This window comes from Intestinicryptomonas porci, assembly GCF_033971905.1.
Lineage (GTDB): Bacteria > Verrucomicrobiota > Verrucomicrobiia > Opitutales > Intestinicryptomonadaceae > Intestinicryptomonas > Intestinicryptomonas porci.
In genome coordinates this window covers 238,817-254,888 of the sequence record NZ_JALBUT010000001.1, presented here as the reverse complement: position 1 = coordinate 254,888, position 16,072 = coordinate 238,817, and the positions used below count along the sequence as shown (strand labels likewise).

Annotated in this window: 15 protein-coding genes and 1 tRNA gene; 8 read left to right on the top strand and 8 right to left on the bottom strand. The window is 46.4% G+C overall.

Annotated elements, in window-relative coordinates; translation table 11 throughout:
- Positions 1–7: 7 nt before the first annotated feature.
- Both MOX91_RS01210 and MOX91_RS01205 read right to left on the bottom strand, forming a co-directional pair.
- Complete coding sequence (locus MOX91_RS01210) at positions 8–511, bottom strand: hypothetical protein (protein ID WP_370396252.1); 504 nt, start codon at positions 509–511, stop codon at positions 8–10.
- Between the two features lie 9 nt (positions 512–520).
- A complete protein-coding gene (locus tag MOX91_RS01205; RefSeq protein WP_370396251.1) occupies positions 521–1,108 on the bottom strand; it encodes an RNA polymerase sigma factor in 588 nt (195 codons plus the stop codon).
- A gap of 174 nt (positions 1,109–1,282) precedes the next feature.
- Here MOX91_RS01205 and MOX91_RS01200 point away from each other — a divergent pair, with 174 nt between their 5' ends.
- The 4 genes from MOX91_RS01200 to mutL all read left to right on the top strand — a co-directional run bounded on the left by MOX91_RS01200 (position 1,283) and on the right by mutL (position 9,107).
- On the top strand, positions 1,283–2,971 hold the full coding sequence (locus tag MOX91_RS01200; RefSeq protein WP_370396250.1) for a hypothetical protein: 1,689 nt from the start codon (positions 1,283–1,285) through the stop codon (positions 2,969–2,971).
- Between the two features lie 3 nt (positions 2,972–2,974).
- A complete protein-coding gene (locus MOX91_RS01195) occupies positions 2,975–4,330 on the top strand; it encodes a GAP1-N2 domain-containing protein (RefSeq protein ID WP_370396249.1) in 1,356 nt (451 codons plus the stop codon).
- Positions 4,327–7,065, top strand: a complete 2,739-nt coding sequence (locus tag MOX91_RS01190; RefSeq protein ID WP_370396248.1) for a hypothetical protein — start codon at positions 4,327–4,329, stop codon at positions 7,063–7,065. The genes MOX91_RS01195 and MOX91_RS01190 overlap by 4 nt, the downstream gene beginning before the upstream one ends.
- A 155-nt stretch (positions 7,066–7,220) precedes the next feature.
- On the top strand, positions 7,221–9,107 hold the full coding sequence (mutL, locus tag MOX91_RS01185) for a DNA mismatch repair endonuclease MutL (RefSeq protein WP_370396247.1): 1,887 nt from the start codon (positions 7,221–7,223) through the stop codon (positions 9,105–9,107).
- Here the strand turns inward: mutL and rpiB are convergent.
- From rpiB to MOX91_RS01165, 4 genes are read right to left on the bottom strand one after another with little or no spacing between them, the layout of a single operon-like run.
- Positions 9,104–9,532, bottom strand: a complete 429-nt coding sequence (gene rpiB / locus MOX91_RS01180) for a ribose 5-phosphate isomerase B (protein ID WP_370396246.1) — start codon at positions 9,530–9,532, stop codon at positions 9,104–9,106. The two genes, mutL and rpiB, sit on opposite strands and share 4 nt — an antisense overlap.
- On the bottom strand, positions 9,529–10,011 hold the full coding sequence (locus MOX91_RS01175; RefSeq protein WP_370396245.1) for an arsenate reductase/protein-tyrosine-phosphatase family protein: 483 nt from the start codon (positions 10,009–10,011) through the stop codon (positions 9,529–9,531). The genes rpiB and MOX91_RS01175 overlap by 4 nt, the downstream gene beginning before the upstream one ends.
- A gap of 1 nt (position 10,012) precedes the next feature.
- Positions 10,013–11,299, bottom strand: a complete 1,287-nt coding sequence (gene purD / locus MOX91_RS01170; protein WP_370396244.1) for a phosphoribosylamine--glycine ligase — start codon at positions 11,297–11,299, stop codon at positions 10,013–10,015.
- A 5-nt stretch (positions 11,300–11,304) separates the two neighbouring features.
- On the bottom strand, positions 11,305–12,420 hold the full coding sequence (locus MOX91_RS01165) for an LptF/LptG family permease (protein WP_370396243.1): 1,116 nt from the start codon (positions 12,418–12,420) through the stop codon (positions 11,305–11,307).
- Positions 12,421–12,578: 158 nt separating this feature from the next.
- Between MOX91_RS01165 and MOX91_RS01160 the strand changes: the two genes are divergently transcribed.
- The 4 genes from MOX91_RS01160 to MOX91_RS01145 all read left to right on the top strand — a co-directional run bounded on the left by MOX91_RS01160 (position 12,579) and on the right by MOX91_RS01145 (position 14,878).
- Positions 12,579–13,358 (top strand): helix-turn-helix domain-containing protein, encoded by a 780-nt coding sequence (locus tag MOX91_RS01160; protein WP_370396242.1) that lies wholly within the window; start codon positions 12,579–12,581, stop codon positions 13,356–13,358.
- 71 nt (positions 13,359–13,429) lie between these two features.
- Complete coding sequence (locus tag MOX91_RS01155) at positions 13,430–14,206, top strand: MBL fold metallo-hydrolase (RefSeq protein WP_370396241.1); 777 nt, start codon at positions 13,430–13,432, stop codon at positions 14,204–14,206.
- Entirely contained in the window at positions 14,207–14,470 is a 264-nt protein-coding gene (locus MOX91_RS01150) for a DUF167 domain-containing protein (RefSeq protein WP_370396240.1), read from the top strand. It begins immediately after the preceding gene.
- Positions 14,471–14,509: 39 nt separating this feature from the next.
- Complete coding sequence (locus MOX91_RS01145) at positions 14,510–14,878, top strand: DUF4405 domain-containing protein (protein WP_370396239.1); 369 nt, start codon at positions 14,510–14,512, stop codon at positions 14,876–14,878.
- A 122-nt stretch (positions 14,879–15,000) separates the two neighbouring features.
- On the opposite strand, the gene MOX91_RS01140 is transcribed toward MOX91_RS01145, so the two are convergent.
- Together MOX91_RS01140 and MOX91_RS01135 are read right to left on the bottom strand one after the other, a co-directional pair.
- The gene (locus MOX91_RS01140; protein ID WP_370396238.1) at positions 15,001–15,624 is read right to left on the bottom strand and encodes a YczE/YyaS/YitT family protein; all 624 of its coding nucleotides are present in this window, start codon (positions 15,622–15,624) and stop codon (positions 15,001–15,003) included.
- Positions 15,625–15,747: 123 nt separating this feature from the next.
- Positions 15,748–15,820: transfer RNA gene (locus MOX91_RS01135), tRNA-Ala, on the bottom strand.
- Positions 15,821–16,072: the final 252 nt, after the last annotated feature.

Genomic DNA, 16,072 nt, shown 5'->3' with positions numbered 1-16,072 from the left:
TTCAGGCTCACTCGCCTTTTCTTTTTCTCGGGATTACCCTGAAAAGCGAACAAGTTCCGCCTTGCGCCACAAAATTATTTTCAAGAGTAAAATCGTAGAAAGAACTTATATCGGGAACGGACGCAATTTCAATGGAGTTTACCGGCTCGTCTTCCATGTCCATGGCTCTCTGCGCAAAACGAAAAGTCACGACGGTTGTGAACATCAAAAGGGCAACCACAGACCATTCTGCCGCCGCGCGCTTGCGTGTTCTCTTTTTTATCGTGTAAACAGGCAGGCGCGGAAGTTTTACGGTTTGCTTTCCAAACATTTTACATGTTGCAAGATGAATACGGCGCGCCTTGGAAAAATCGTTTTTCGCCCTCTCGTTTGAGCTTACAAGTTTCGCAAGCAAATCCAGCTCTTCCTTTGTGATTGTCATATCAAGATACGAGCTTACGAGTTCGTCAAAACGGTTTTTAGAAACCACTTTGCCGCCAATTTTGAAAGCCTGTTTGTTTCCTTTTTCCATTTCCGCTCCTTAAATGTTGTCGCTTAAAATATCGCGCAACTGCTCGCGGGCACGCGACAGCCTGCTTTTTACCGTTCCGACAGTAAGATTCAATTCCGCGGCTATTTCTTCGTAAGACATGTCCATTTCAGAACGCATGCGCAGAACGACCGCGTATTTTTCGTCAAGACTTGCCATCGCACGCGGCAAGATTTCTTCAAATTCATTTGCAAGTGCCATTTCGGACGGATTCAGCGTTTCGCAAGCCAGAGTTTCGGCAAACGTGGTTTCGGAATCTTCGGATATTTGCGAATCTATCGAAAAAGATTCGCCACGACGGCGCCTGAACCAGTACCAGTATTTGTTTCTCGCCAAATTGGTGACGATTCGGTGAAGCCATGTAGAAGGCGAGCATTCGCCCCTGAATTTTTCCATTCCGTTGCGAGCCCTTATGAATGCGTCCTGCGCAACTTCTTCCGCGTCTTCCCTGTTTTTCAAGAGACCGTAAGCGCGGGAAAAGGCTTTGTCCCAATGCGTGCGGACAAAATCACCAAATGCAGCCTCCTCGCCATTTTTCAAACGGGTTGCCAAATTTCCTGTATCGACTGCATTTTCCATAATTCCACCTGTATGAAAATCTTTGACACGAATTTTAAATAAAAGTTCCAAAAAAAATTTATTTTTTATTTTAGCTTGAAACAATCAAATAAAATTCTATGCTGAATTTCAAAAGAAAAGGTATTCGCTATGTTTATGTTTGGCAACAAAAAAAATAAGAAAAACAAACTTATTTTGGCGGATTGCACAAGGGGGGCTTTTTTTGAAATTTCAAACTTTCCCGCCGCAATCAGTCAAAACGGAGAAATTGATTCAAATTCGCCCGATGCGGCAATAATAGAAAAAACAAAGAAAGGCGACTATCTTATTTATCCGGACGAAGATTTTGCGCAAAAAATTGAATTAAACTCAGCCCCGCTTGGCGAAAAAGAGCCTCTGCAAGAGCAAAACACGCTGAAAATCGGAGACACGTTGCTTCTTTTGTTCGCGGGCGAACATGCCTTGGAAAGCGCGAAAAAAATAGATTTTTCAAAATGGATTATTTTTAACACGGAATCGGGAACAATAGAAGACGTCGCGGAATTTGGCAAGATAAGACAGGCGGTCGAAAAGCGCGCGCTCACCGGAAGCGGGCTCGCGGTATGCCCCAAGGGAGCGACTTGCGGCTTTTTCTATAAAAGCGTGTTCGGTGCCGCCCAGCCGCAGGCGATGTCGCCTCTCGACACAACTTCGGGCGAAATCAGATGCCCGCTTTGCTGGCTTAAATTCGATTTGGGAGACGCCCTAAGCATTGCCTCCCACGAATCCCTGCGCGGCGACCCGATACTTGGAAGCGAAGAAATGCTGCGCTTTCTGCCAACCGCCTTTGACGGAGAAGGCAACGCAATCGACCCTGCGGGAATGCCGTCGCACGACATTGCTTGCCCCCACTGCCGAAAGAAGCTTCCGACGGGCTATGTCGATTTGAAGCGCCACATATTTTCCATTGTCGGCGCGCCAAGCGCGGGCAAGTCGTACTACTTGAGCGTGCTCATAAAAGAGCTGCAAAATTCGGTCTTCCGCCATTACGGGGCTTCCTTAAAAGACTTGGACCCTTCGGGAAACATGCTTTTGACGCAGATGAAAAACCGCCTGTTTTCGGCAGACACCCCTGAAAGCGCGATTTTGGCAAAAACGGCATTGGAAGGCGCGATGTACGAAAAATATCCGCGTTTCGGGAAAATGGTTTCCCTGCCAAAGCCGATGTCGTACATACTCTCAAAAGATTTGGGCGCAAAGACAGAAAGCGCGGCTTTGATTTTTTACGACAATGCGGGCGAACATTTCGAGCCGGGCATAGACTTGGAGGATTCTCCGGGCGCAATGCACGTCGCCTGCTCCGACGCAATATTCTTCCTCTTCGACCCCGCGGCAAACCGCAACTTCAAAAATCTCCTGCACGACAATCCCGACCCCCAGCTTAAAATTGCGGGAAGGCTCGACCAGCAAGATACGATTTTGGCGGAAATGGAAGTGCGAATTAAAAGAATTCTCGCGCTTTCAACGAGCGAAAAAATCCAAACGCCGCTTGCCGTAATGCTTGGCAAATTCGACATTTGGAAAGACTTGCTCGGAGAAAAGCTCGCGGATTATTTTGAAAACGGGGAACTTTCCGAAGAAGCAGTAGAACGCAATTCGGAGATTTTGCGCAATTTCATGCTGAAAACAGAACCTTCCATCGTGGCGGGGGCGGAAGCGGTTTCGTCAAACGTAAAATACTTTGCGATAAGCCCCCTCGGACACTCCCCGATAAAAATTTCAGAAGGAAATTCCGCGGGAAAAATCGCGCCCGTGCCCTCATTGCTAAATCCCATAAACGTTGACATTCCGATGCTTTGGGTTTTGAGGCAATTAGAGCCTTCTATCATGCAAAAACGCGCCTAAAACATGGCATTCAGACTCATATTTACAAGCTCTCCAAGTTCGCTGACAGGTTCGCGCACCGGATTTTGCACGGTCGCAAGAAGCGCGGAAATGTCGGAAAAGCTCGCGCTCTGCGTCGAAAAATGCGGGACTTACGACCACGATGTCATGCGCGCAAATCCTATCTTTTCGCATCGAAAAATTTGGCTTGGGGACAAGAATTACCATATCCTTTCGCGCATAACCGACTCGGGAGCCGACTACACCAACCGCTCAAATTACATCGCTGACCACTTGGTTTTAACGGAAGACGAAACACAGCTTGTTCCATCTCCCGCTCAGGCGATTTTGGAGTTTGACGGCTGGATGGACTCATACGAAGGCGCGCCAAAATTTCTTGAAAGCGTCCCGATAAAAAAATCGGCGCAAAAATTCGCCCCGCCGGCCTCAATGTGGCAGGACTATTTTTTAGACGCGGGAAAAGCCGCGCTTATGCTTTCGGAATCGGTGGACATCTACGCCAACCCCGAAGACGGAAAGACGCTTTTAAAGCTGTTTGCGCAAGCCTCCGCGCTATGTACTCCCGAAGCAAAGTCGTGGGACTACACTTTCACTACATCAATATGCCGCGGAGAAAACCCGCAGGATTTTTCCTGGAAAGTTTACACAAACACCCCGCCCGAAATCGCAAGCGCAAATTCTTCCGCGATAAACTTAACGTCAAAAAAAGCCCCTCCTGCCCCGAACACGCCTGTGGCTGTTTTTGCAAGAACCGCGAAAATTTCAAACAAAGACAGGCTGAATTTGAAAGTTCAAAAGCCTTCCGAATTCAAGCCAAAAATAAAAATTGCCCGAAACATCCAAGAAAGCGAAAGTAAAATTTCTCCCGAATTCAAGCGCAATTCCCTGCTTGCAGCGTGCGCTCTTCTCGTGGCGGCAATCGCGGTGATGGCGGTGTTTTTGTTCGCAAAATCCGACGAAGACGAGTTCGACACAAGAATGCAAATTCAAAAAAATTCATACATGTCGAACATTCCGCTCTCTGAACCTGTCGAAGTTCGGGCAACATACTCAAAAATCAGGGCGGAAGTGAAAGATTTGACAAACGAGGCAAAATGGCAAGAGGCTTTAACCCTTTGGGATAACGCAAACCTTGAAGACTTCAACCCCAAGGCGCGCCCGGAAATTCTGAGCGACATGGGCAAAAAATTCGACGAAATTTTAAGCGAAGCCGAAGAGTCCGCCGAAAACCAAGACAAGGCAAAGGCCCTCGCCCTTTTAAAAAAGGCTCTTCCCGCTCTTGAAATAAAAGATTTTCCAAACAAAACAAAACGCGCCCGAATGATGGAGGGGCTTAAACTGAAAGTGCAAAAATTATGACAATACAATTTTTAATTTTGAGAATACAGAGCATTCTCGACGGAAAGGCGAACGCAAGCGACGCACAGCTTAGGGCAATCGCCTCGGAATATATGCGCATTTGCCAAAACGCGGAGCGCAAACTTCTGCACTGCGCCTCCCTAATCCGCGCGGGCAGGGATTACGCCGCTTTCCAAGTCGCGGAAACCCAGCCGATGCTGCTCGAAACCTTAAACGAGTTGATTTTTTCAAGGCTCGAAGACTGGCGCAACTTCTGCTCAATCCACTCTCTGCCATGCCCTTCGCCGTTTGACGAAAACCAGATTTCGCTTGTAAAATCGCTATATACGCGGGAGATTTCCCAAAACCATCCGCTTTACCGCGACTACCGCCGCGCAATGCGCATGCATAATTACGAGGAAGCCCTTTCCATAATATCCACAATCGTAAAAGTAAACGGTTCAAACTCCGAAGCAAAAAACGAGCTTGAAAAGCTTTCCCGCCGAATTGCAACGCAAAAATTTGAAGTTGCAAAAGCCGCCCTTGCAAGGGGAGACTTGCAGTCAGCTATAAAAACTGCGTCTGACATTCGGGAATATGCCGACGACATATTTTCAAACGACGAAGACTGGAAAAATCTTTCCTCAAAAATCGACGACTACGAAAAGCAAAACGCAATAAAGCGCATATCTGAAATATTTGAAGCTCTCCGCAGTTCCGAAATCGCCGACGACTATCGGAAAATCCTCGAATTTGCGGCGGAAACAGACGTTCTCACAAGCAAGTTCGAGATTGAGCTTAACGCCGCCGACCAAGACTACCTGCGCGCCCAGACAAAACGCGCCCTCTTTATGCAGGACGAAGCGAACGCGGCGGAAGCGAAAGCCCAGGCTCTGCTTGACATCGCTTCTGAAATAGAGCATCCGAGCGACATGCCGCCGAAGCAGTCGCTTGAAAAAATCTTGAAGTTGAAAAAAGCGGCGGGAAATTCAATAGAACCCGAAATGGCAAAAAGACTTTCAAAAACGATTTCCGTCCTGCGCTTCAAAATAACAATTTCGCTCCTTAAAAAAGCGGGGCTTGCCACGGTCGTAATATGCCTTGCAGTAGCGACGTTTTTTGAAATACAAAAGCGCGAAAGGCTGAACACGCAATATAGAAGCGTTGCAAACGCGATTTCGGCAATCCAAAACATGCAAAACACAAGGGGGGCTGTGCAGTCGCTTGAAAGCCTAAAAAAAACCTTCCCCCAAACGTGCGCTCTTACCGAATTTTCCGACAAGATAGAAACAATCGAAAATACTCTGGCATTAAAAACCGCCTATCTTAAAAAATTTGAACACTTCAAGAATGCGGCAGAAAAATTCGACAAAAAATCTGACGACCCCGCAAACTGGCTTGAAATGCAAAACGAACTAAGCGCGGCGGATTCTCAGGCAAACACCTTGGACGGAGCGGAATACTCCGCGGTGAAGATGGAAATTTCAAGCTTTGCAAACGCTTTTTCAAACGCGATTTCCGCAAAACGCGCCGCAAACGCCGCAAAATTGAATGCCCTTATTGATTTAATTCAAAGGGAAACCGCGCTTGCAAACGTGCATGACAGCGAAAATATCCAACACATAAAAAACGCGAAAGACGCCCTTCAAAAAGCCCGCGCCCTCGCCGAAAACCCAAGTATTATTTTTGCGATTTCGCCTGAAAGGGCAGAAAAATTGCAGGAAGTTGCGCAAGAATTGGAAGACAAGGCAAATCTTGCCGAAAACTTTGGCAAATCGCTCGCCCTCATAAAGAGCGCGTCGAGCGCGGAAGAATATTTCGAGGCGTTGAAAGAGCTTTCTCAAAGCCCCGCGATTTCGCCAAAAGACGCTGGAAGCATCGAAAAAATCTTGGCGGCGAAAGACGCGGTTTTGTTTGAAGTTTACGGTGGCATAATCGATAAAAACACGGCGGAAGAAGCTCCAGAAAAATTTTCCGCGCCAAGCATAAACTTCTATGATTTTCCGGAAATCGCAAAAATCCACAAAGCCACTTCAAACGGCAAAACGTACTATATGATTGATAAGCCCGAAGAAAGAAACCGCGTGTGGAACGGCGGCGGAGAAGTAATACAAAAGGCAAATATTGTGTCCGACTCCTCAGGCAAGGCAAAAGAAACCGCATTTAGCAAGATAACATTCAAAAACCGCCGCCCGAACGGCTACATTTTGGAGGGAATAAAACTCGCAAAAGAAGCCGAAATTGCGGAAAAAACTGCGGAAATTTCCGATAAAAAATCGCTTTCGCAAGCTCTGGTTTTCGCCGCAAACTCCGATGCAAATCCGATATTCAAGGCATGGCTTGAAAAAAGAATTCTGGACGCTTTCCGTCAATCCCCGATAAAAAGCGGTTTTGCATTCTCCAAAACCCTGCAAAAAAGGGCAAAGAAAATCGATGCCGTCGCGGCTGAATTAACTCCATACTCATGGATTTTTGAAACAGATTCGAGGGCAAATTTTGTGAAATCCGAACTTTACGGAGAAGAATTGAAAGATCCGATGCCCGAAGCGTATTCTACAAAAGAAGAGGCGCAAAAATCTTTGGAAAACCCGATGAAAATCGTGGGCTTTGGCGATTTTGAAGGCAATATTGCATCAAGCGAAAACCTGTCGGGCAAAAAGCTTTACGGCATAACAATCACAGGGGATTTCGGCGAGCTTTCGCAAATAAAAAAGCCCGCAAAATTAACCCCGATTTTCGTACATCAGGAAAAGTAGCCGCTTTTTTTGCATAAAGCATTTGCGCTTCCGCTGCCATTTTAAACTTCGGCAAGCGGTGGCGCATTTTAGTGCAACTATCAAAATTTTCGGCGGAAAAAATAAAATTGCGCATTTTTGATTTTTGCCTTATTCTTTTTTAGCTTTTTATTTTTATGGACAACTCTTTGCCGGAAATCAAAATTTTAACAGATGATGTCGCAAACAAAATCGCGGCGGGAGAAGTCATAGAACGTCCCGCCGCGGCAGTAAAAGAGCTTGTTGAAAACTCCATCGATGCAAAGGCAACAAGCATTGACATCGAATTTAAAAACGGCGGAAAAACTTTCATAAAAGTCTCCGACAACGGTCACGGAATGAGAAAAGACCAGGCCCTAACCTGCCTTGAACCCCACGCGACAAGCAAAATTCGCTCCGCCGACGACCTCGAAAGCATTTTAAGTTTCGGCTTCAGGGGAGAAGCGTTGCCGAGCATTGCAAGCGTGTCGAAATTCACGCTTCTTACAAAACCCGAAGGCGCGAAAGTCGGGACATCAGTAAGCGTCCGCGCAGGCAAAATTACTGAAATAAAGGAAGTAGCAATGGGCCGCGGGACGGAAATAGTTGTCGAAGACCTCTTTTGCTCCGTCCCTGCGAGGCGCAAATTTTTAAAGACCGACAACACCGAAGCTGGGCATATCATAAAGATGTGCAAGCTCTACGCGCTCGCAAAAAACGATATTTCTTTCAGCCTGCGCGAAAACTCGAAGCTGATTTTCTCGTCAAAAAAAACCGCCGACCTTGCGGAGCGGGTAAAAAATATTTTCGGCGAAGAAATTTCGGAAAAACTTATCCCGCTTGCCCCATACTCGGGTTTCGGAATATCGGTGTCGGGTGCGGTTTCAAAGCCCGCCGAAAGCTGGACCACTTCAAAAAACATCTACGCATTCATAAACGGCAGGCCCGTTGAATGCCGCGCCGTTTTCTCCGCGCTGAAAGACGCCTACAAAAGCGCGATGCCGCAAGGCAAATATCCTGCGGCGTTTCTTTTTATTGAAATCGACCCGCGTTTTGTTGATGTAAACGTCCACCCCGCAAAGCGCGAAGTGCGCCTCAAAAACGAATTTGCAATGCGCTCGGCAATCCTCGCCGCATTGGTTGAAACTCTCGAAAACTATTCGATAACGCCGATTCGGGAAATTCAAAAACCTGAAACGAAATCCTTTAAATCCGCGCCCCAAGCCCATGTCGAAGAATCTGAAAAGCTGCGTAAAATAATTGATTTTTCACAAAATAACAATTCTTTCACTGCGCCGTTTTCCGCACCAAAATCCGACGTAAAGCCTAAGTTTGACCCAATAAAAATCGCGGCGGAAAAAGCGGCGGAGGATTTGCATAAGGCAAAAAATCCACCATCCAAAATTTTTGAGTCGGAAAAGCCCGTCGCCATAAAAAGCGCAAAGGCTGAGGATTTGCGCCCAAGCTCTACGCTCGGCTGGAAATATTTAAAACACCTTTCAAGAAAATACGCCCTCTTTGAAACGCAGTCAAACTCGCTCATAATTTTATCAATCCAATCCGCCTTAAAGCGCATAAATTACGAAAAAATCGTGCGCAACTTCGCGGGCGAAAAGCCGAAAGCCCAAACGCTTCTAATCCCCGTAAACATTGAATTTGACAGGGCAGACGACGAAGTGTTCAAGCGCAATAAGCGCGGATTTGAAGTATGCGGATTTGAAATAGAAGAATTTGGCGAAAGATTTTACAGGATAAGCGCAATTCCGCTTTGGCTCGAATTCGGGGACGTTGAAAACTTCATCAAGGATTTTGTCGAGCTTGCGCGCGAAGAGGGCTTTGAAATCGGCAGAAAAAACTTGTCGGAGCAAACTTTTGCAAGCCTCGCGGTGAAGATGTCCCGCGGAATAAAAATCGCCGAAAGCGAGTACGCCGCAAACGCCGTTTTGGACGACCTATTCTCGTCAAAAAGCCCGATGTTTTCGCCCGACGGCAAACGCACCTGCAAGGAAATAACCGCGGCTGAAATTTCCGCGTTTTTCAGCTAAGCTTCCATTTTGCCGACTCTGCGCGCGTGCCTTCCGCCCTCAAATTCGGTTTCAAGAAAAGTTTTTAGCATTTCATTTGCAAGTTTTTTGCCGACGTATTTCGCGCCCATGCAAATCACGTTTGCGTTGTTGTGAAGCCTTGAAAATTTAGCGCCGTCGCAATTATGGCAGAGCGCCGCGCGAATTCCCTTGATTTTGTTTGCGGATATTGAAATGCCAATGCCGGTAGTGCACACCAAAACTCCGAAGTCGCACCCGCCGTTTGCCACGGCGTTTCCGACCAATTTTGCGTAGTCAGGATAATCCACGGAATCGCAGGTGTTCGTGCCGAAATCGACAGTTTCAAAACCCGCGTCTTGCAGGAATTTCAACATTGAATTTTTTAACTGAAATCCGCCATGGTCGGCGGCCAACGCAATTTTCATTTGTATTCCTTTTCCAAAAATTTGACAAGATGCGGCATTGCCGAGATAATTTCGTCGCGCACTTCGATGTAAGTGTTCATGCCGTATCCATAGGGGTCTAAAATATCCGTATGCGCGGCATTCGGAACCAGCGAAAGCAAAGTGAAAGAATGCGGCGGCATGGTTTTAAAATAACGCCTTACGGTGTCGAGATGCGCCTGCGTCATCGCAACGAGCGCAAAGCATCCGTCAAGCATTTCCTGCGTTATCGATTGGGCAACATGCCTTGAAATGTCAACTCCGACCTTGTCGAGCGCGATTATAGAATTCGAGCTTGCCCTCATTCCGTCCTCACCAAAAGTTCCCGCAGAAAGCACGCGCAAAGTTTTAAGAGGGCTTGAATCGGGCAATGCCGCAATCGCGTGCTTCAAAAGCCCCTCTCCCATGGGGGAGCGGCAGATGTTGCCCGTGCATAGAAATATTACGCTGTCTCTTTTCATTTTATTGCAAGTCACGCTTTAACTGGCGATGGGCAATGTCGCGGCGGTAGAATGCTCCGTCAAATGAAGTTTCACCGCAAAGTTTATAGGCTTTATCCAGCGCCTCGCGCAAAGTTTTGCCTGTCGCAGTCATGCCCAAAACCCTGCCTCCGTTTGTCAAAATTTCGCCGTCCGAACCGCGCTTTGTTCCGCTATGGATTACATACGCGCCTTCTGTTTCCGTCTTGGGAAGTGAAATTACATCGCCTTTCTTGTATGAATCGGGATAACCCTTCGCGCAAACCACCACGACCACCGCAAATTCGTCCTTGATTTCCACCTTTGAAGAATCCAAAGAGCCGTTTGCAATGTTATTCATAAGCTCTAAGGCGTCGGTTTTTAAAAGCGGCAAAAGCACCTGGCATTCGGGGTCGCCGAAACGCACGTTAAATTCAACGACTTTCGGTCCTTGCGCGGTAATCATGATGCCTACATACAAAGTTCCGCGATAGTCTATACCCTCTTTTTTCAAGCCCTCCAAGGTGGGCGAAACAATGTCTTTTCTGACTTTTTCCAAAACTTCCTCAGTTGCGACGGCCGCGGGAGCATACGCGCCCATTCCGCCCGTATTCAAGCCTGTGTCGCCTTCGCCAACGCGCTTGTGATCCTGGCTCGGCGGAAGCATGATGTAATTCGTGCCGCAAACCATTAACATGATGCTCGCCTCTTCGCCCTCCATTTTTTCTTCAACGACAATTTCCCTGCCGCTTTCGCCGAAGACTCCGCCTTCAAGCATTTCGCGAGCCGCTTCCACGGCTTCTTCCTTTGTCGATGGAATAACGACGCCCTTGCCCGCCGCCAAGCCGCTCGCCTTTATGACAACGTCAAACGGAGCTTCCTCAATGAATTTTTTTGCCGATTTGAAGTCCGTAAAATTTTCGCCTGCGGCAGTCGGGATTGAATATTTTTTAAGAAAGTTTTTTGAAAAAGCCTTGCTCGCCTCCAACGTTGCACCGTCTTTGTTCGGCCCGTAAACCGATATGCCCTCTGCGCGGAGAGCATCTGCAAGCCCCATTGAAAGGGGGATTTCAGGCCCGCATATCACAAGGTCGAATTTGCCGCCACGGGCGAATTCGACTATGCCTGAAATGTCGTCAGCCTTTATTGCGGCAGTTTCGCAGTCCAATTCAATGCCGCCGTTTGCGGGCGTGCAAACCAATCTGCCGCACAGGGGGGATTTTTTCACCGCTTTTACAATGGCGTGCTCTCTGCCGCCGCTTCCGATAACCAAAACGTCAAGTTTTTTCATAAATTCTACAATGCCTTTCTGTACAAAGTTAAAGCAAAAACCAGCATAAGCAGGTTGGGTACAACCGCCGCAAGCAAAATCGGGATTAAACCGCTCGAACCCATTGCGGTAAAGAGGCTGTCCAAAATATAATATGAGAAAAACAGCCCCGCAGTCTTCGACACCCCGACCATGGGATTTGTGCGAACCCCCGAAATCGAAAACGGGATTGCTATTGCAATCACGATTATGCAGGCAAGCGGGCTTACCCACAGGCTCATAAGCTGTTCGGCATAAGGGCGCATATGCTCGCTTTTTTCATCGCCCGACGCCGCTATAAGCTTTTGCAGCTCGAAAAGAGACAAGTCTTTGGGACGGCTCATGCTGAGCTTCATTATTTGCGGGTCTTCCTTGAAATCGCGGTAGTACTTCTTGTCAAATACGTCCGCCCTTATCGGGCTTGACGTTTCGGGGTCGAAGAAAATCTGCTGACCGTTCGTGAAAAACCAACACATGTCAAGGTCGTCAAAAACGCCTTCCTTGGCGAGAATTTTGGAAGTTTCCCTGCCTTTTTCATCGGCAAGATGGATTTCCACACCGTAAGCTTTTTTGGACGCCTGCGAAAATTTGTTGATGAACCAAAGCCTGCCGTCAGCCCTGTTTTTAAAGCAAAGAAGTGAGATTTTGCCGACGAGTTTGTCTTCTTTTAGATTTTTGCGCTCGCTTTCAAATTTGAGATTGTTGTAGAGAGTGGCGGCATTTTCCTTTGAAGTCGGAACAACGGAAGCGTTTATCCAGAACAAAAATCCCGCAAGAAACGCCCCGGCAACCCACAGCGAACGGGTAATTTGCCAAACATTCATGCCCGCCGCCCTCATTGCCACAATTTCATTGTTTTTGTGGAAGTTCCCCAAAATGAACACCACTGATATCAGCAGGCTTATCGGAAGCACAACGGGAATGAAAGACGGAATCAGCTGCCAATAATAATAGCAAATTCTGCCCGCCGAAGCCTTAAACCCCAAAAGGTCGTCAAGCTCGTTATACATGTCGTTTAAAATCAAAATGCCCAAAGTCACGCCAACCGTTGCGGCAAAAACCTTCAACCATTCCACAAATACATACCTGTCGACAATCCTCATAATCGCGAACCCCGCGCAAGGGCAAATTTCCTTAAAAATAAAACGAGAACCGATATTAACTAAATTAAACCGCGTGTAAATTTTATTCTCAAAAAATCGCCAAATTTTTTAGAAAGTAGTTGCAAATGCAAATAGGTTGATTTTAAATTAAAGCCACAATGAAGAACTTGGGTGAAACTTTAAAACAGGCGCGCGCAAACAAGGGCGTGGAATTGCGCGACGTTTCAGACGCCACTAAAATTAGAATTGATTTCCTTGCAAAAATGGAAGAAGGAGACTTCAATTTTGATTTGCCGGAAATTTACAAAAGAGGATTTTTGAGGCTGTACGCGGCATATTTAGGGCTCGACACAAAAGCCATCATGGCGGACTACTACGCCTCTACAGGCGGCAGACATTCCGACAAGGAATCGCAGCGCGCCCAAAACGCGAAAAAACAATTTTTAGGCGAGCTTGACGAAGAAAGTACATCAAGCTCCCCCGAAAACAGATACGACGAAGAGCCGAACTCCGATTTGCCTCCCGACGGAATTTCAGCAGACGACAAGTCAAAATACCTCAAAATCGGCGCAATCGTCGCCTGCGTCATAGCCGCGATAATTTTGATTGTAGCTGCCGTTTCCAAGCTCACATCAAACCCCGAAACTCCGACAATAGCGCAGGGGCTGGAAATACCCGAATGCGTAATCACCATCAAGGCGCTTACCGACACTTCGTACAAACTGACTCCCGAATCAAACCCGAACTATACATACCACAAGGGCGAAGTCCGCGCGGGAGATGTTAAAACATTCAATGTGAAAGAAGCGTTGATTATCCAGCCGCTTCCCGGAAAAATCGGGGACCTTCACATTGAAAGGAACGGACAGCATCTCGACTATGCAAGACTGATTCCGCATCCCGCCCCGAAATATAGAATTGCAATGCCGAAGCAATAACGGGAACTTTCAACATTTCATTTAAAAATTCAAGCGGCATCAAATGATTCCGCTTTTTCGTTAAAAAAAGAATGAAACTCACTTTTTTAGGAACGGGGACATCGCAAGGCGTGCCGATGATTGGATTTGACAATCCGGGATTAGATTTGTCGAACCCTAAAAACTGGCGCACGCGCTCAGCCGCGCATATTGAAGCAGGCGGAATGCACATTCAAATTGACGCGGGTCCCGAATTCCGCCTGCAATGCCTGCAAAACAAAGTGGACTGGATTGACGTATTTCTGCTCACGCACGGGCATGCCGACCATATTTTGGGAATGGACGACCTGCGCAGGTTTTGCGACAGAATGCCGAATAACAAAATCCCCGTTTACGCGAACGACTACGGCATCGAGCGTATCAATTTCATATTTCCTTACGCCGTTTTGGACAAGCCTGCGCAACGCGGCTATCCCTGCTTTGGCGTAAAAAAAATGCCCAATCTTCTGGAATTTGAGAACGGACTGAAAATTTACGCTGAGGAACTTCCTCACGGAACAACAAAAACACTCGGTTTTGTATTTGAGTTTGAAGGCAAGAAACTCGCCTACTATAACGACTGCAAACTGCTTACTCCGAGGGCAATCGAACTTGCCCAAAATGCCGACATTGTTGTTTTGGACGGTCTAAGACCAATCCCCCACCCCACACACCTTTCGATATTTGAAGCAATCGAATACGCAAAAATACTGAACGCAAAACGCGCATTTTTCACACACACCACGTGGCAAATTGACTACGAAACGTGGTCGAAAAAAATCCCCGAAAACACACAAATTGCATACGACGGACTGTCGGTTGAAATATAGATGGGGCGCATAAAATTCAGAATTATCCCGAACGCGCGCAAGACAGAACTTGCGGGGGAATACGCAAACGCCGTAAAAATCAAGCTTTCCGCGCCGCCGATAGAAGGCAAGGCGAATGCGGAGTTAATCAAATACCTTTCAAAATCGCTCGGAGTCTCGAAATCGTCAATTACTTTTGTTTCGGGAGAAACGTCAAAAGACAAACTGCTTGAAATTCCGAATTTCGACATGAAAGCCATAATCGAAAAATTGTCGGAAAAATAAATTTTGAAACAAACGCGCAATGTTGCCGTTCAACATAATATGAAAACATCATTGCGCAGAATTGCGGATTTCACGCTATATTTCAGTTTTTGCTTTTTGCTCGGAAGCGGTCTTTTGATGAAATTCTCGTTTGTGAAAGGACTTGGACCGCAAACCGCCCTGGGGCTTTCAAAGCCCGAATGGTGCGATTTGCATTTGCTTGCAGGCGCGGTAATGCTCTGCGCCGCAATCTTGCACCTTGCGCTAAATTCCCAATGGATTTGCAATGTCGGGGCTTTCGGAAAAAAACGCCTTGCAATTTTTATAATCGCGCTCGGCATAATTCTGACGCTTTTTCTGGCGTTTTGCCCCGTAAAAACCTGCGAACAATCAGACAAGCATCCGCGCATGCAAAGATTTCACAAATAAAGCCGCGCACTGCAAACCTTGCCGAAGATTTCGGATAAAATCCGCCTTTTATCTGAAGGCAATTTGCCATCGATTTTTTCAATTTGTCTCGTTTTCGGAAAAACAGCCTATCGGAAGCATCTTCATTTAGCATGCAAAAACCAAATTCTGCGGAATAAATAAACGAATGTTCCGACCAAAACCGCAGACATCACTGTGCCTTCGCCCAAGCCATGAATTTCATGCAAGACTGCAATGCTCAACACCGCTGAAAGAAAGCAAAGAAGCAAGTCAAACAAAACTTTTATCTTGCCAAACTCAAACCCATATTTTGAAGATACAGCCCTGACCAAACCCTCTCCCGGGACATAAAGAAAGTCCGCATGGCATTCAAGGCAGATGCCGAAAGCCAATATCGCAGAGCCGACCACCAGCATAATAATGTTGCAAGCATAAATTCCGCTTTTAAACGGCTCCGCCAAGCGCATTCCAATATCGATGAACAGTCCAAAACAAACGGCAACCGCCATCTGCAAATATTCAACCAATTTAAAATTGTTTTTTAAAATCAATATTTGAAGAAGCATGAAAACTGCACAAATTATGGCTGTTGACACGCCGAACGAAAGCGGGGCAATGAAAGTCAAGACGTAAGGAAGCGTAGATATGGGCGTCGTCCCCAATTCCGTCTGGGTGGAAACGGCTATTCCCAAAGCGCACAAAAAAATCGCCAATACAAATATTATTATCTTTTTAAAGATATTCATATTTTCATTTTGAGGAAAAATTTACAAAAGCCCACCCCTCAAAAAACAATACAAGGCAATCTCAATAAATGCCCATAAATCCAATCGAGAGAAAATCAATAAAACGGTCTTCGATTGAAAAACTGGAGACGATGAGTCTCGAACTCACGACCTCCACAATGCCATTGTGGCGCTCTTCCAACTGAGCTACGTCCCCGTTTATTAAAAAATCAGCATCTCATCTTCTCGGAAATTTGTCAAGCATCAAAAAAATTATTAAGCTTAAAATTTCAAAACTGAACATTTTTATAGATAATTTCATTCAAGCAAAGAGGCAAAGAAATTTTACTATGCACCGCCATATAAAAGCTGAAACTATAAGCATTTAAATTCAAACAACGCCTAAAAATTCCGCAAAAAAAATTTACCAAAACATCATAAAAAACCAAACGTCAAAGCCTTAAAGTTT

Bases quoted from the DNA above. Each gene is read 5' to 3' on its own strand.
- MOX91_RS01210 (WP_370396252.1), bottom strand. From the start codon at position 511: ATGGAAAAAGGAAACAAACAGGCTTTCAAAATTGGCGGCAAAGTGGTT.
- MOX91_RS01205 (WP_370396251.1), bottom strand. From the start codon at position 1,108: ATGGAAAATGCAGTCGATACAGGAAATTTGGCAACCCGTTTGAAAAAT.
- MOX91_RS01195 (WP_370396249.1), top strand. From the start codon at position 2,975: ATGGCATTCAGACTCATATTTACAAGCTCTCCAAGTTCGCTGACAGGT.
- MOX91_RS01190 (WP_370396248.1), top strand. From the start codon at position 4,327: ATGACAATACAATTTTTAATTTTGAGAATACAGAGCATTCTCGACGGA.
- mutL (WP_370396247.1), top strand. From the start codon at position 7,221: ATGGACAACTCTTTGCCGGAAATCAAAATTTTAACAGATGATGTCGCA.
- rpiB (WP_370396246.1), bottom strand. From the start codon at position 9,532: ATGAAAATTGCGTTGGCCGCCGACCATGGCGGATTTCAGTTAAAAAAT.
- MOX91_RS01175 (WP_370396245.1), bottom strand. From the start codon at position 10,011: ATGAAAAGAGACAGCGTAATATTTCTATGCACGGGCAACATCTGCCGC.
- purD (WP_370396244.1), bottom strand. From the start codon at position 11,299: ATGAAAAAACTTGACGTTTTGGTTATCGGAAGCGGCGGCAGAGAGCAC.
- MOX91_RS01165 (WP_370396243.1), bottom strand. From the start codon at position 12,420: ATGAGGATTGTCGACAGGTATGTATTTGTGGAATGGTTGAAGGTTTTT.
- MOX91_RS01160 (WP_370396242.1), top strand. From the start codon at position 12,579: ATGAAGAACTTGGGTGAAACTTTAAAACAGGCGCGCGCAAACAAGGGC.
- MOX91_RS01155 (WP_370396241.1), top strand. From the start codon at position 13,430: ATGAAACTCACTTTTTTAGGAACGGGGACATCGCAAGGCGTGCCGATG.
- MOX91_RS01150 (WP_370396240.1), top strand. From the start codon at position 14,207: ATGGGGCGCATAAAATTCAGAATTATCCCGAACGCGCGCAAGACAGAA.
- MOX91_RS01145 (WP_370396239.1), top strand. From the start codon at position 14,510: ATGAAAACATCATTGCGCAGAATTGCGGATTTCACGCTATATTTCAGT.
- MOX91_RS01140 (WP_370396238.1), bottom strand. From the start codon at position 15,624: ATGAATATCTTTAAAAAGATAATAATATTTGTATTGGCGATTTTTTTG.